Source organism: Paraurantiacibacter namhicola (assembly GCF_001687545.1).
GTDB lineage: Bacteria > Pseudomonadota > Alphaproteobacteria > Sphingomonadales > Sphingomonadaceae > Paraurantiacibacter > Paraurantiacibacter namhicola.
Map to the genome: position 1 here is coordinate 1,820,293 of NZ_CP016545.1, position 14,526 is coordinate 1,834,818.

General features: G+C 65.3%; 11 protein-coding genes. 4 read left to right on the plus strand and 7 right to left on the minus strand.

Annotation, left to right across the window (positions count from 1 at the left end; genetic code table 11):
* Nucleotides 1-81 precede the first annotated feature (81 nt).
* Nucleotides 82-1,278, plus strand: a complete 1,197-nt coding sequence (locus tag A6F65_RS08925; protein WP_067787941.1) for an acetyl-CoA C-acyltransferase — start codon at nucleotides 82-84, stop codon at nucleotides 1,276-1,278.
* 44 nt (nucleotides 1,279-1,322) lie between these two features.
* Nucleotides 1,323-1,745: a hypothetical protein gene (locus A6F65_RS08930; protein ID WP_067787943.1), complete on the plus strand. Its 423-nt coding sequence runs from the start codon at nucleotides 1,323-1,325 to the stop codon at nucleotides 1,743-1,745.
* Between the two features lie 73 nt (nucleotides 1,746-1,818).
* Here A6F65_RS08930 and A6F65_RS08935 read toward each other — a convergent pair whose 3' ends face one another.
* Nucleotides 1,819-2,286, minus strand: a complete 468-nt coding sequence (locus A6F65_RS08935) for an SH3 domain-containing protein (protein WP_067787945.1) — start codon at nucleotides 2,284-2,286, stop codon at nucleotides 1,819-1,821.
* 177 nt (nucleotides 2,287-2,463) lie between these two features.
* Here A6F65_RS08935 and A6F65_RS08940 point away from each other — a divergent pair, with 177 nt between their 5' ends.
* Nucleotides 2,464-3,696 carry an ammonium transporter gene (locus A6F65_RS08940; RefSeq protein WP_237164798.1) on the plus strand — a complete coding sequence of 411 codons (1,233 nt, stop codon included), beginning with the start codon at nucleotides 2,464-2,466 and terminating at the stop codon, nucleotides 3,694-3,696.
* Between the two features lie 16 nt (nucleotides 3,697-3,712).
* Here the strand turns inward: A6F65_RS08940 and A6F65_RS08945 are convergent, their stop codons facing one another.
* The 6 genes from A6F65_RS08945 to A6F65_RS08970 all read right to left on the minus strand — a co-directional run bounded on the left by A6F65_RS08945 (nucleotide 3,713) and on the right by A6F65_RS08970 (nucleotide 11,159).
* Nucleotides 3,713-5,119, minus strand: coding sequence for an NAD(P)H-dependent flavin oxidoreductase (locus A6F65_RS08945; protein WP_067787951.1), 1,407 nt, complete (start codon nucleotides 5,117-5,119; stop codon nucleotides 3,713-3,715).
* Nucleotides 5,120-5,151: 32 nt separating this feature from the next.
* Nucleotides 5,152-5,907, minus strand: a complete 756-nt coding sequence (locus A6F65_RS08950) for a class I SAM-dependent methyltransferase (protein ID WP_067787954.1) — start codon at nucleotides 5,905-5,907, stop codon at nucleotides 5,152-5,154.
* Complete coding sequence (gene prfB, locus A6F65_RS08955; RefSeq protein ID WP_067787957.1) at nucleotides 5,904-7,031, minus strand: peptide chain release factor 2; 1,128 nt, start codon at nucleotides 7,029-7,031, stop codon at nucleotides 5,904-5,906. Before prfB ends, A6F65_RS08950 begins: the two co-directional genes overlap by 4 nt.
* Before the next feature lie 59 nt (nucleotides 7,032-7,090).
* Nucleotides 7,091-7,636 (minus strand): peroxiredoxin, encoded by a 546-nt coding sequence (locus tag A6F65_RS08960; RefSeq protein ID WP_083989377.1) that lies wholly within the window; start codon nucleotides 7,634-7,636, stop codon nucleotides 7,091-7,093.
* Between the two features lie 22 nt (nucleotides 7,637-7,658).
* A complete protein-coding gene (locus A6F65_RS08965) occupies nucleotides 7,659-10,214 on the minus strand; it encodes a penicillin-binding protein 1A (protein WP_083989380.1) in 2,556 nt (851 codons plus the stop codon).
* 75 nt (nucleotides 10,215-10,289) lie between these two features.
* Complete coding sequence (locus A6F65_RS08970; RefSeq protein ID WP_067787960.1) at nucleotides 10,290-11,159, minus strand: N-acetylmuramoyl-L-alanine amidase family protein; 870 nt, start codon at nucleotides 11,157-11,159, stop codon at nucleotides 10,290-10,292.
* Nucleotides 11,160-11,654: 495 nt separating this feature from the next.
* Here A6F65_RS08970 and A6F65_RS08975 point away from each other — a divergent pair, with 495 nt between their 5' ends.
* On the plus strand, nucleotides 11,655-14,447 hold the full coding sequence (locus tag A6F65_RS08975) for an Rne/Rng family ribonuclease (protein WP_067787963.1): 2,793 nt from the start codon (nucleotides 11,655-11,657) through the stop codon (nucleotides 14,445-14,447).
* Nucleotides 14,448-14,526: the final 79 nt, after the last annotated feature.

Below are 14,526 nucleotides of genomic sequence, written 5' to 3' on the forward strand. Positions count from 1 at the left end.
CTTTTGTTGCATCGCACCACTAATTCGATGCCCGAACATATCTCTACGACCACCCAGACCCTTCGAAAGGCAGGACTTCCCATGGCCGCATTCTCCGCAAACGACCCGATCGTGATCCTCTCCTACGCCCGCACGCCAATGGGCGCGATGCAGGGTGCGCTTTCCGACGTCGCGGCGACGGACCTTGGCGCGACTGCCGTGAAGGCCGCCGTGGAGCGTGCCGGGATCGCCGGCGGCGATGCCAACCGCATCTACATGGGCTGCGTCCTTCCCGCGGGCCTCGGCCAGGCGCCTGCCCGCCAGGCGGCGCTGAAGGCGGACCTTCCCAAGAGCGTGCAGGCCACCACGGTCAACAAGGTCTGCGGCAGCGGCATGCAGACGGTCATCATGGCCGGCGAGGCACTGGCCAGCGGCACGATCGATATCGCCATCGCTGGCGGCATGGAGAGCATGACCAATGCGCCCTACCTGCTGAAGAAGCACCGCGGCGGCGCGCGCCTTGGCCATGACCGCGTGTATGACCACATGTTCCTGGACGGTCTGGAAGATGCCTATGAGGAAGGCCGCGCCATGGGCACTTTCGCGCAGGACATGGCCGACAAGTACAGCCTGACGCGCGAGCAGATGGACGATTACTCCATCGCCAGCCTCGACCGGGCCAACAAGGCGATCGAAAGCGGCGCGTTCGATGACGAGATCGTCCCCGTAACCTTCTCCACCCGCAAGGGCGATGTCACGGTCGACACCGATGAAAGCCCCAGCAAGGGCCGTCCGGACAAGATCCCGACGCTGCGCCCCGCCTTTGCCAAGGACGGCACGATCACGGCGGCGACCTCCAGCTCCATCTCCGACGGTGCGGCAGCTGTCGTGGTGGCGCGCGAGAGCGTGGCCAGGGACAAGGGCCTTACGCCGGTCGCGAAGATCGTGGGCATGACAGCCCATGCGCAGGCTCCGGAAGAATTCACCATCGCCCCCGTCGGCGCGATCGAGAAGCTGCTGGAGCAGACCGGCTGGAGCGCGGATGACGTGGACCTGTGGGAAGTGAACGAGGCGTTTGCCTGCGTGACCATGTTCGCCATGCAGGACATCGGCATCCCGCACGAGAAGATCAACGTGAACGGCGGCGGCACGGCGCTGGGCCATCCCATCGGTGCCAGCGGCACGCGCATCCTCGTCACCCTGCTCGCGGCCCTGAAGGCACGCGGCGGCAAGCGCGGCATTGCCAGCCTGTGCATCGGCGGCGGCGAGGCAACCGCCGTGGCCGTGGAACTTTGCTAGGTTCCATTCGCTCTTTGCCTAGAATTCATGAGGAGGAATACACAATGAAGAAGCTGATCCTGATCGCCGCGGCCCCGCTCGCGCTTGCCGCATGCGGAGGTTCCGACGAGGAAGCGACGACCGAAGACACCATGGCTGCCGACAACAGCACGGTTGCCACGACGGATACCTATGTCACCGGCAACACCATGGGTGATGGCGGCGCGATGGCCGGTACTTACACCACCACCGCATCCGACGGCACGACCTCGACCGAGACGATCAATGCCGACGGCACTTATTCGGTCAGCAACGAAGCTGGTGAAGAAGTGGTCAGCGGCACGGTCGCGACCCAGAACGGCCAGGTCTGCTACACGCCCGAAGGCGAAACCGCCTCGCTGTGCTACAACCAGACGCAGGCCGGCCCCGATGGCACCTGGGAAACCGTCAGCCAGACGGGCGAGCGTTACACCGTGACGCGCAACTGAGCCCAGCGCTCCAGACGATAATGAAGAGGGCGGCCTGCGGGTCGCCCTTTTTGTTAGCGGGATGGGCGAGGAATTAGGGCTCGCCCGCGCCCCACAGGCGGTCCTGCTCGATCCAGCCTTCGCGGCCAGAAACGTCGAACAGGCACCACCCGTCCTCGCAATTGCCCAGCTTGCCGACCACGCCGGGCTCCGCATTCCACATCAGTTTTGCGGTGTCCGCCGGTTCCGCCCGCATGGCGGCCAGCCCTTCCCCGGTCACGATGGCGGTGCGCTGCGGATTGAGCAGGCGTGCCACGATCCAGCCCTGCGTGCCGTCCGGATCCTGCACCAGACGCCAGCCCTGCATCACCCGCACCACTTTCACCGGCAGGCCCTGCCGCTTGTACACCCAGTCGATGGGATAATCCGCGCTCGGCCCCACGCGCATATTCACTTCGTCCGCCCGCAGGCTGGCCCAATAAGGCACTTCGCGGTCCTGCGCAGCGGCGGGAGCGGTCAGGAGGATGGCAGCGAGGAGCGAGAATAGCAGGCGGGATAGCATAGACGCACTGCCTATCGCGCGCACCGGAGTCGCAGCAAGCGGCAAAGCGTTGTTAAACCTTGTGCGCTATGCGGGCCTGGCGCGCGTGGGCGCGCTGGTTTCAGGAGCCGTACGACGATGTACCGCCAATTCGCTTGCCTAATTGCCGCAGGGGCCGCGGCCTTGCCGTTTGCCGCCATGGCGCAGGACCCGCTGGCCGCCGCCGGAGACAGCGGCGACACCGCATGGGTCATGGCCGCTGCCGCGCTGGTTCTGGCCGGTGCGCTGCCAGGCCTGGGCCTGCTGTATGGCGGGCGGGTGAAGGCGCGCAATTTCCTGTCCGTGCTTATGCAGTTGGGCGCGGTAGCCTGCGTGGCCTCGCTGGCATGGATAATTGCCGGTTACACGCTGGCCTTCGGCAATCCGGTGAACGGCTTCATCGGGGACGGCTCGCGCTGGATGATGGTCTATCTCGACGCGATGCGCGTTGGCACCTTCATCCCGGAAAGCGCATTTGCGCTGTTCCAGATGGCGCTGGCGATCATGGCCGCCGCCCTGATGGTGGGCGCATGGATCGGGCGCGCGCGCTTCGGCTGGGCGATTGCCTTTGCCATGCTGTGGGTGCTGGCCGTCTATGCCCCCGTGGCGCACTGGACCTGGGGCGGAGGCTGGCTTGCGGCCGCGGGCCTGATGGACTTTGCGGGCGGCCTGCCCATCCACGTGACCGCAGGCGTATCCGCCGTGGTGGTCGCGCTGCTGATCGGACGGCGCAAGCTGGCCGGAGACACGGCCTCCCCCTCACAATCGCCGGAGCTTGCCATGGTGGGCGCGACCCTGCTGTGGGTCGGCTGGTTCGGGCTGGTGGGCGGCAATGCGCTGTCCGCGACAGACGATGCCAGCACCGCGATCATCAACGCGCAGGCGGCGGCCAGTGCAGGCGCGCTGGCATGGCTGCTCTCCGCCCGCCTCGGTGGCGGCAAGCCGACCGCGGCGATGGTCGGCGGCGGCGCCATGGCCGGCCTCGTCAGCATATCGCCCGCCGCAGTCTTTGTGTCCCCGGGTGCAGCGATCGTCATCGGCCTGGCCGGAGCGATTGCCGTGCGCTGGGCCGCCATGGCGCTGAAGCACCGCTGGAAGGTGGACGATGCGATGGACGTGTTCGCGCTGCATGCAGTCGGCGGCGCCGTGGGCCTGCTGCTCACGGGCGTCTTCGCCTCGCCATACCTGGGCGGAACGGGCTTCGTGCAGGACGGCATGGCGATCCTGACGCAGGTCAGCGTGCAGGCATTCGGCATCGCGGCCGTGGCGGTCTATGCCGCCATCGCGACCGCTCTCATCGCCGTCGCGGTGAACCTGGTAATCCCGATGCGCGTCAGCGCGGAGGAAGAGGCCGCCGGCCTCGACGTCGCCAGCCACGGTGAAGCTGGCTGACGCGCGAGCGGGCGGCTCAGTCCCCCGTCAGGATCCGGTCGACCAGCTGCTTCACGCTGGGCGTGAAATTGTTGGAATAGAACGGGTCCTGCTTGAAGCGGTATGCCGCGTGGCCTGCAAAGGCCAGGTTCTGGTCCGGATCGCCGCCATGGGCGATGTTCTGCAACGTCTTCTGGATGCAGAAGCTGCGCGGATCGGCGAGGCGCCCGGTTGTGTGCGTGTCATGGTCCATCCAGCTGGAAAACTGGCAGTGTGACAGGCAGCCCATGCAATTCTGCTGGTCCGTGCGGATCTGCTCGGCACTTTCCGGTGTCACGAAAACCACGGTATCATCCGGCGTCTTCAGCGCTTCGGTATAGCCTTCCGCCATCCAGCGAAGCGCCTTCTGCCGGTCTTCGGAGGTGATGTAAAAGCTCTTCGCCTTGCCCTTGTCGGCCAGCGGGCTCGTGCCTTCTTCCTGATCGCGCTTGTAGACCGGGATCTGCCGTTCGGAACGGTGCATCAGATCATACAGGAATGATGTCTTCACCGCGCTGGAATAGAAGCCGGTGGGGCTGAACTTGTGCAGCAGCACGTCGCCCGGTTCCACATTGCGCAGCAGGTCCTTCCAGACCTGCGGGATCGGGCTTTCCTCCGTCAGCAAGGGCCGCGTGCCGAACTGGAAAGCGATCTTGCCCAGTTCCGGATTGTCGATCCAGTCTTCCCACTCGCGCAGGAACCATACGCCGCCCGCCATCACGATGGCGGTGTCTTCGGACACGCCTTCCTTGCGCATGGTCTCGCGCAATTCCTTCACCCGCGGATAGGGATCCTGCGGCTGGCGCGGGTCTTCCGCGTTGGACAGGCCATTGTGCCCGCCGGCCAGCCAGGGGTCTTCATAGACCACTGCAGCCATCAGTTCGGGCACCTTGGAATAGCTGCGCTTCCACAGCGCACGGAATGCGCGGGCGGAGCTGATGATGGGCAGGTAATGCACGTTAAAGCGCTGGGCGATCTCCGCCAGCTTGTATGGCATTCCGGCACCGCAGGTTACGCCGGTGACCAGCCCCTTGCAGTTTTCCAGCACGCCTTCGAGCACACGCTGCGCGCCGCCCATTTCCCACAGCACGTTGATGTTGATCGCGCCGCGGCCATTGGACATCTCATGCGCCCGCTTCACCTGTTCGGTCGCGCCATCGATGGCGTAGCGCACCAGCTGTTCGAAACGCTCCAGCCGCGTCGCCTGCGGATAAACCTGTGGGATCGGGTTGCCGACCTCGTCATAGGTATCCGCATTCACGGCGCTGACCGTGCCGATACCGCCCGCCGCGGCCCATGCGCCGCTGGACAGGTGGTTTGTGGCCGAAACGCCCTTGCCGCCTTCGATCAGCGGCCAGACTTCGCGTCCGCCATAATTGATGGGTGTGAGACCCTTGAATGCCATGATGTGCCCTAAATGCGGAAGGTGTCGCCCTGTCAGGCGTCGCCTCCAATGTGCGCCCTATCCTCCTGCGGCAATGCGCAGGGTTCTATTTCTGCCGGTTCCGGTCTGGGTCCGGCTATCTCGAAAGATGCGTAATAACCGGCCATCTCCGGCTTACGGACAAATTCACGCAGGCGAAAGCCCAAGCGTTCGAATTCGCAGAACAACACCTTGGGCGGCAGGCCGTGCTCGTTGGATGGCCTGTCGGTGTCCACGACGATCACCTTCCCGCCTTCGCGCAGCGCGGGATACAGCCGCCAGAGGAAGGCGTATGGCTCCTCCACCTCGTGATACATGTGCACCATGAAGACGCGGTCGAAGCTGTCGGCGGGCAAATGCGGATCGTCCGGTCCGCCCAGCGCGATGGAGACGTTTTCCAGCCTGTCCCCTTCGACCCGGCGGCCAAGGCGGGACAGCGCATCGGGATCGATGTCCTGCGCCAGCACGCGCCCACGCTGGCCGACGCGTTCTGCCAGGCGCACGGTATAATACCCCTCGCCTGCGCCGATATCGGCCACGGTCATGCCTGGCTCGATGCCAGCAAGGTCCATCACCGTCACCGCCTCGCCGCGATTGTCACGCGCCTGTTCGGTGGAGAAGGAGTTGGCGCCCAAGTCCGAGACAGGCCGGGTCGCCTGGGGAAAATCGCGCGCGGTCTCGGGCCGGTCGCTATCGACCTGCTGGACCTCGCAGCCGCCAAGCAGTGCAAGCGCCCCGATACCGGCGAAGACTCCCCCTGCGCGTATCATTCGACGTCTTCCACCTCGACAGTCTCGCCGGTCACCTTCTGGGCCAGCGCGGCAGCGATATATTCGTCGATCTTGCCGTCCAGCACGTCATCCGGGCTGGAACTGGTCACGCCGGTGCGCAGGTCCTTCACCATCTGATACGGCTGGAGGACGTAGCTGCGGATCTGGTGGCCCCAGCCAATGTCGGTCTTTTCCTGATATTCCCCGGCGGCCGCCGCTTCCCGCTCCGCCATCTCGCGTTCGAACAGGCGGGCCTTCAGCATGTTCATGGCCGTGGCGCGGTTCTTGTGCTGGCTGCGATCGTTCTGGCTGGCGACCACGATTCCGGTGGGAATATGCGTGATGCGCACGGCGGAATCGGTCGTATTGACGTGCTGGCCACCAGCACCGGACGCGCGATAGGTATCGATGCGCAGTTCGCTGTCATTCACCTCGATATCGATGTCGTCATCGATAACGGGATAGACCCACACGCTGGAAAAACTGGTGTGGCGGCGCGCGCTGGAATCGTAGGGGCTGATGCGGACGAGGCGGTGCACGCCGCTTTCCGTCTTGGCATAGCCATAGGCGTTTTCGCCCTTCACCAGCAGCGTGGCGGACTTGATGCCCGCCGCTTCGCCGGCCTGGTATTCCACCGTTTCCACCTTGAAGCCGCGCTGTTCGGCCCAGCGGGCGTACATGCGCAGCAGCATTTCAGCCCAGTCCTGGCTTTCCGTGCCCCCGGCGCCTGCGTGGATTTCGATGTAAGTGTCGTTGCCGTCGGCCTCGCCGCTCAGCAGGGCCTGCACCTTGTCCGCATCGGCGCGGTCGGCCAGCCGCTTCAGCGTAGCCAGCCCGTCGGCGACGATATCGTCCTCGCCCTCGGCCTCACCCATATCGATGAACTCGATGGCGTCGGATTTCTCGCTGTCGATCTCGCGCACCGTGTTGATGGCGTTTTCGAGGCGCTTCTGTTCCTGCGTGATGGCCTGTGCCTGCTTGGGATCGTCCCACAGCGTGGGGTCCTGCACGCGCGCGTCCAGCTCTTCCAGCCGGCGCAGCGCCGCATCCCAGTCGAGCGACTTCCTGACCAGCGCAAGTGCGGCGTCGATCCGGTCGATATGGGCCTGTCCTTCGGCCCGCATTATGCGATTTTCCTGTTCACGCCGCCGCGCCTAGCGCAGCCACGCGGGATGGGAAAGACTTAGCGTTTGAGCTTGCGCACAGCTGCGAGCGAGCGGCTGACATGTTCGCGCCAGTCACCGTCGGTATAAACCATGGCGATCGTGCCGTCCTGCGCAATGACGTAGCTGGTGCGGTCGGACAGGCCGGTCTGCTTGCCATTCATCACCAGCGACACGTCATAGGCCTTGATGATGGCAGGCGTGGCGCGGGCCACGGCAAACTCGTCGCGGCATTCCTCGGTGCTGAAGCGCTTCAGCGTCGGCAGGTCATCGGCGGAAAGGCCCACGACTGTGGCGCCTGCCGCTTCGAAATCGTCCATCGCCTCGGCAAAGGCGTTCGATTCCAGCGTACAACCCCGGGTGAAGGCCTTGGGGAAGAAGTATAGCACCACCGGCCCGCGCTCCAGCGCGCGGCGAAGGTTGAAGCTTTCGGCCTTACCCGCTTTCGCCCCGCTGGTGGTGAACAGCGGCGCGCTCTGCCCGCGCTTCAGCGCTGCATGGGCCGGGATCGCGGCGAGCGATGCAGCGGCGAGAGCGGCGGTGATGAGCTTCACGGTGCGTCGCATGGTCAGTCTCCTTGCAGGGCCATCAGTAGATGCCGCCCTGCTCCTCGGCGAAATTGTCCGGCTCGGCGGTTGGCTTGGGCGCGGGGGCGCGGCGCGTCACATTGCCGCGGCGCAGCTGGGCCAGCACGATTTCGCGCATCGCGTCAATCTCGTCCTGCCGGGCGCTGCGGCGCGGTTCGGTGTCGGGCTTGAACGCTTCCCAGATCACCCCGGCCTTGGCATCGCCGGTGGGCCAACCCTCGAACACGCGCTTGCCGCTGCGCCGGTCGATGCGGACCATGCGGATGCCCGCAGGCGCCAGGAAGGGCCGGCCGTTCCAGCGGTCCTTGGACCCTGCGACGAACTGCTTGAAGATCGGTGCGGCCAGTGTCCCGCCCTGCGCGTATCCGCCCATGTTCTTGGGCTGGTCGAAGCCGAGGTAAACACCGCCGACGATGTCCGGCGAACCGCCCACGAACCACACATTGGTGGGGCCCGTGCTCGTCCCGGTCTTGCCGAACAGCGGAACGCCCAGCGAATTGAGCGTGGTGGCCGTGCCGCGCTGCACCACGCCTTCCAGCATGTGGACGACCTGGAATGCCGTGCCCGGATCCATTACCTGCCGCCCGTCCTCTTCGAAGCGGGGCATGGGATTGCCGTCCCACTCGGCCATGTTGCAGCCGGTGCATTCGCGCTCATCCGCGCGCCAGATCACCTTGCCGCTGCGGTCCTGTACGTAATCGACGACGGTCGGTTCGTGCTGCACGCCGTGATTGACCAACGCGGAATAGGCGTTGACCATCTTCTCCACCGTGGTGTCGCCAGCGCCCAGCGCGAAGGCGAGGTACGGCTCGTAATCGCCGATACCCACGCGCTTGAAGGTATTGTTGACGTTCTCCATCCCCGCATCGGCGGCGATGTGCACGGTCATGAGGTTCTTCGACTGCTCCAGGCCATAGCGCATCGGGTATTCCCCGCCGCCACGGCCGCCGCCGAAATTGGTGAAGCACTTTTGCCCCAGCTGGCTGCCCTGGTAAACGCAATACTGCTTGTCAGGGACCATGCTGGCAGGCGTCATCCCGGCGTCCAGCCCGCTGGCATAGACGAAGGGTTTGATCGTGGAGCCGGGCTGGCGATTGGCCTGCGTCGCGCGGTTGAAGTCCGACAGGCGGAAATCGAAACCGCCCTGCATGGCCAGGATGCGCCCGGTGTTCGGGTCCTGCGCCAGGAAACCGCCGGACACTTCCGGCACGGTGCGCACGCGCCAGCCATCGCCCTGCGGCGAGGCGGCGATAATGTCGCCCTTCTTGAGAGCGTTGGGCAGGCCGGTGAGCGGCTCTTCACTGCCGTCCGAAAAGCCGATGGTCGCGCTATTGCCGTCGCGCGCAGTGACCACGCCGATGCGCCAGTCCTCGTAATTGATGGACATGAAGGTGCTGGCGAGCTGCTGAGTCAGGTCGCCATCTTCTTCCTTCAGCGTGTTGATCGGGCCGGTCCAGCCGCGATTGCCGTGATAGCGCATCATGCCTGCGCGCAGCGCGTCCTGCGCACTGTCCTGCAGCTCCGTATCGAGCGAGGTGCGGACCCACAGGCCCCCGGCATAGACGCTGTGCGGCCCGTCTTCGGCCTGTTCGCCATAACGGCCGATCAGCTGGCGGCGCACCTCTTCAAGGAAATAGCCTGCATCGGCATTGCCCGCGCGGCTGCGCTGGCTGACGATGCCGAGCGGCTGGCGCTTGGCAAGATCGGCAGCGGCCTGCGTCACATGGCCGTTGCCAACCATGTTCTGCAGCACCCAGTTGCGGCGTGCGGTCGCCGTTTCCTCGTTGCCCTTGCGGCCATAGACCTCCGGGGCGCGCGGCAGGATGGCCAGGAATGCCATCTCGTGCAGCTCCAGGTCGCCCACATCCTTGTCGAAGTAGGCGCGCGCGGCAGCCTGCACGCCGAAGCTGCGGCGGCCGACGGGAATCTCGTTCAGGTAGAGAGTCATGATCTCTTCCTTTTCAAGAACTCCTTCGATGCGGCGGGCCAGCACGATTTCCTTCAGCTTGCGCGTGATGGAATATTCATTGCCGACCAGAATGTTCTTCGCGACCTGTTGCGTGATGGTGGAGCCGCCAACGGCACGCTCCCCACTGCCGATCTTGGTCACGTAATCGATCACGGCCCCGGCGAAACCGCCCAGGTCCACGCCGCCATGGGACCAGAATGTCTTGTCCTCCGCGCTGGTGTAAGCGTTCACCAGCATGGGCGGGAAATCGCCATATTGCAGCTGCACGCGCCGATCGCGGGCGTATGTGTGCACGATCTCGCCATCGATGCCGCGCACCACGGATGGCAGCGGCGGCTGGTAGCTGAGCAGCGTCTTTGCGTCAGGCAGGTTGCGGGCCAGCAGCAGCCAGAACATCAGATACACCAGCAGCAGCGCGCCCAGCACGATGGCCAGCCACTTGAACCAGCGCTTGTCACGCCAGTTGGTGCGGAACCACGAAACCATGCCGCCGGCATCGCGGCGGATGCGGTACTTGAAATACTCCCCGCGGGACTGGCCTTCCGGCTGCGTCCCCGGATCCATGCTGGCATCGCTGGTGTCGGTCATGATCGGCGCAGCCCTAGCATGGTGAAACTGACTCGCACCAGAATGAAAACGCTCGGGTCGTCGCGCTTCGGGCGATCACGCGCCGGACTGCCGGGCAAAGAAGATGCGCACCGCCCGCGACATGACATCGGCAAAGCGGCGCTGGCCTTCGGGACTGGCGAGCCGCGCGGCATCGCCCTCGTTCGTAATAAAGCCCGCCTCGTACAGTACGCTGGGCACATCGGGGGCGCGCAGCACGCGCAGGCCCGCGCTGCGCTGCGTCTGCGGATGGAAGGTCAGCGTCCCGCGCCCTTCCCGCTCGATCAGCGCAGCAAAAGTGCCGGATCCTTCGCTGCTGCGCCGCTGCGCCAGGTCGACGAGGATGTCGTTTACGTTCTGGCTGGTCCCGGCCAGCACCACGCCATTGACCTGGTCCGCCTCGTTCTCCCGTTCGGCGAAGCGGGCTGCGGCCTCGCTCGATGCCTCGTCGGACAGGACATAGATGCTGGCGCCGGACACGCTGGCCTGCTCGCCCGCACTGTCCGCATGGATGGAGATGAACAGGTCCGCCCCCAGCGCGCGGGCGATCTGGAAGCGTTCCTCCACCACCAGGAAGCGGTCGTCGCTGCGGGTCAGGGCCACGCGCACCCCGCCCTGCCGCAGCAATTCGTCGCGCAGCGCAAGGGCCAGGCCCAGCACCACTGTCTTCTCCTTGTAGCCGCCGCCGCTTGCACCCGGATCGTGCCCGCCATGGCCCGCGTCGATCACCACCAGCGGGCGGCTGGAATCTTCCGGCCCCAGCACTTCGGGCAGGTCACGCGGCGCGTCGGGATCGGGCAAGGCCAGGCGCACGACATAATCGCGGCCCAGATGGGGCACGGGGATCGTCAGTCCGAAAACGTACAGCCCGCCCATCAGGACAACCGGCGCCAGGAAGACGAGCGCAATTTGCAGCCGGTGCCACATGCACAGGGTTAAAGGGGCATTATCCGCCGGGCACAAGAGGCAATGCGCGGCTTATCCCGCGCCCACGCACACTTCCTTGTCAGCTGATATTCAGCAATTTCGTTTGCCCGCTTGCCAGCGCGGTGCTAGCCATCGCTGCAATCGCCGGGGCCCTCCCCGCCGATACCCGGACCGGGTGGCCACGGCCGATCCCGGTTCCGCAACAGGTTGATGACACGATGAATTGCAACGCCCAGCCCATCGCCACGCCGCCGCAAGGCCGCGTCGCATTGGCTGGCCCCGCGCGGTACGAAAACCCGCGCCATTCCATCTTGGCAGACACACATCGCAGCGTCCGCAGTCCACATGGACAGGGCGCCATTTCACATTCCGCCAGCGGGGCCGGCATGCCGGGCCCGGGACGCGGATTTCCAACACTATCGCGCGCCGCCACCCGGATACGGGTTGCAGGCTTGAAACCTGCCCTCGGGGTCCGGCGCGCCTGGAGACTATTCAATGGCAACGCGCATGCTAATCGATGCGCGCCACCCGGAAGAAACACGGGTGGCGGTGCTCAAGGGCAATCGGATCGAAGAATTTGATTTCGAATCCGCAGAACACAAACAGATAAAGGGTAACATCTACCTCGCGAAAGTAACGCGAGTGGAACCATCCCTGCAGGCCGCATTCGTGGACTTTGGCGGCAATCGCCACGGCTTCCTGGCGTTCAGCGAAATCCACCCCGACTATTATCAGATCCCCGCCGCCGACCGGCAGGCCCTGCTGGACGAGGAACAGGCCCATGCCGAGGAGGAGGAAAAACTCCGCGCGGCTGAGGAAGAGGAAAGCGGCGAGCCGGTAGAGCTGGAAGCCGAAGAAGACGAGGACGAGGACGACGAGCCGGTCCTGGAGGAAATCGACACGTCCGAGAAGGACGAGGTTTCCACCATCGAGGAAGGCCATGTCGACGGGAAATCCGACGACGATACCGACGATTCATCCGACGACGAAGACGAGGATTCCGACGGGGATTCGGACGAAGAGAGCGATGGCCGGAAGGGCCGTGGCCGCCGTGGCCGTGGCCGCCGCCAGGGCCGCCAGGGATCGTCCAGGGGTGGTGGCAGCCGCGCCAAGGAAATGGACGAGCTGCGCGCCAAGCGCGTCGCCCTGCGCCGCCGTTACAAGATCCAGGACGTCATCCATCGCCGCCAGGTGCTGCTCGTCCAGGTCGTGAAGGAAGAACGTGGCAACAAGGGCGCTGCCCTCACCACCTACCTCAGCCTGGCCGGCCGCTACTGCGTGCTGATGCCCAATTCCAGCCATGGCGGCGGCATCAGCCGCAAGATCTCCAACGCCGGGGACCGCAAGCGCCTGAAATCCATCGTCGGCGACCTGAAGCTGCCCAAGAGCATGGGCCTGATCGTCCGCACCGCCGGCCTCAGCCGCACGAAGACGGAGATCAAGCGCGACTTCGACTACCTTGCCCGCCTGTGGGACGAGATCCGGGAGAAGACGCTGGGCTCCAGCGCGCCGAGCAAGATCCATTCCGACAGCGACCTGATCAAGCGGGCCATCCGCGACATCTACAATCGCGAGATCGAGGAAGTCGTGGTCGAAGGTGAGGACGGCTACAAGGCCGCAAAGGCCTTCATGAAGCTGCTGATGCCCAGCCACGCACGCCGGGTGAAAGCCTATTCCGACCCCGTGCCGCTGTTCCAGCGTTACGGCGCGGAAGACCAGCTGAAAGCCATGTACGATCCCATGGTGCAGCTGAAGAGCGGCGGTTACCTGATCATCAATCCCACCGAGGCGCTGGTGTCGATCGACATCAACTCCGGCCGTTCCACCAAGGAACACGGGATCGAGCAGACTGCCCTGCACACCAACCTCGAAGCGGCGAAGGAAATCGCTCGCCAGCTGCGCCTGCGCGACATGGCCGGCCTGGTGGTGATCGACTTCATCGACATGGAGCGCACCGGCAATATCCGCAAGGTCGAGCGGTGCATGAAGGATTCGCTCAAGAACGACCGTGCGCGCATCCAGGTGGGCCGCATTTCCGGTTTCGGCCTGATGGAAATGAGCCGCCAGCGCCTGCGCACCGGCGTGCTGGAGGCGACCACGCGCGAATGCCCGCATTGCGACGGCACCGGCCTGGTCCGCACGGCCAGCAGCGCCGGGCTTTCCGCCCTGCGCCTGATCGAGGACGAGGCAGCCAAGGGCAAGGGTACGGTCATCACGCTGTACGCCTCCACCGAAGCGGCCGTGTACCTGCTCAACACCAAGCGCGGCGACCTGCAGGAAATCGAAACGCGCTACGGCGTGACGGTGGAAGTGCAGCCGGAAGGCGAGGACGAAGGCGCCAAGATGCGCGTGCAGTCCAGCGGACCCAAGCCTTCCTCCGCCCCCAAGTTCGAGCCCATCGTCGATGACGACGCGGACGATGACGACGTGGACGCCGATGACGACGATCACGACGAGGAAGATGACGAGCGCGGTGACCGCGGTGACCGCGACGATCGTGGTCCGAAGCGCCGCCGTCGCCGGGGTGGCCGCGGCCGCAACAAGAAGCGCCAGGATGGCGGTGACGGTAACGAGACCGGGTCCGACGGCGATGATGGCGAAAACCGCCAGCAGGCCGACAATCGCGGCAACGATGACGACGATGACGGCGAAGGCCGGCCCAAGCGCCGCCGCCGCCGTGGTGGCCGTGGCCGTCGCCGCAAGTCCGGTGATGCCGAGGGCGGCGACACCGATACGCAGGCGCAGGAAGATATCGGCGAGAAGGCCGGAGAGGAAATCGCCGAACAGCTCGACGAGACCGAGGCTGCCAATGCGCAGGCCGAAACCGCCGGTGACGATGCGACTGCGGAGGAAAAGCCCAAGGCCAAGGCCAAGCGCGCCCCCCGCAAGAAAGCCGCAGCCAAATCCGACGATACGGACGAGGCCGAGGCCGAGAAGCCCAAGCGCCGCGCGCGCAAGAAGAAGGCTGACGTAGAAGCCGAAGCCGATGCTGCGCCTGCAGCCGAGGCGACGGAAGACGCGCCCAAGCCGAAAGCCAAACGTGCGCCCCGCAAGAGGAAGACGGACGCCGAAGCTGAAAGCGCCCCGGAAGCAGCCGCAGCTGCCGAGGAAGCGCCCAAGCCCAAGGCGAAGCGCGCTCCTCGCAAGAAAAAGGCAGACGTCGAAGCCGAAGCTCCTGCAGATGCTGCTCCCGCAGCACCGGCAAAGGATGCGTCCGATGAGGGTGAGACGGCAGAAGACGGCAGCCCGAAGCGCGGCGGATGGTGGCAGCGCACCTTCGGCGCCTGACACGGCCTGATTGACACGGAATTGGCCGGGATTGCCTCAAAAGGCGGTCCCGGCCTTTCCTTTTGCCCCGAGAGTCCCT

What these genes read in the sequence shown, in the direction of transcription:
- A6F65_RS08935 (WP_067787945.1), bottom strand. Translation starts at nt 2,286, where the DNA reads ATGCTATCCCGCCTGCTATTCTCGCTCCTCGCTGCCATCCTCCTGACC.
- A6F65_RS08975 (WP_067787963.1), top strand. Translation starts at nt 11,655, where the DNA reads ATGGCAACGCGCATGCTAATCGATGCGCGCCACCCGGAAGAAACACGG.
- A6F65_RS08930 (WP_067787943.1), top strand. Translation starts at nt 1,323, where the DNA reads ATGAAGAAGCTGATCCTGATCGCCGCGGCCCCGCTCGCGCTTGCCGCA.
- prfB (WP_067787957.1), bottom strand. Translation starts at nt 7,031, where the DNA reads ATGCGGGCCGAAGGACAGGCCCATATCGACCGGATCGACGCCGCACTT.
- A6F65_RS08925 (WP_067787941.1), top strand. Translation starts at nt 82, where the DNA reads ATGGCCGCATTCTCCGCAAACGACCCGATCGTGATCCTCTCCTACGCC.
- A6F65_RS08945 (WP_067787951.1), bottom strand. Translation starts at nt 5,119, where the DNA reads ATGGCATTCAAGGGTCTCACACCCATCAATTATGGCGGACGCGAAGTC.
- A6F65_RS08965 (WP_083989380.1), bottom strand. Translation starts at nt 10,214, where the DNA reads ATGACCGACACCAGCGATGCCAGCATGGATCCGGGGACGCAGCCGGAA.
- A6F65_RS08950 (WP_067787954.1), bottom strand. Translation starts at nt 5,907, where the DNA reads ATGATACGCGCAGGGGGAGTCTTCGCCGGTATCGGGGCGCTTGCACTG.
- A6F65_RS08970 (WP_067787960.1), bottom strand. Translation starts at nt 11,159, where the DNA reads ATGTGGCACCGGCTGCAAATTGCGCTCGTCTTCCTGGCGCCGGTTGTC.
- A6F65_RS08960 (WP_083989377.1), bottom strand. Translation starts at nt 7,636, where the DNA reads ATGCGACGCACCGTGAAGCTCATCACCGCCGCTCTCGCCGCTGCATCG.
- A6F65_RS08940 (WP_237164798.1), top strand. Translation starts at nt 2,464, where the DNA reads ATGGCGCAGGACCCGCTGGCCGCCGCCGGAGACAGCGGCGACACCGCA.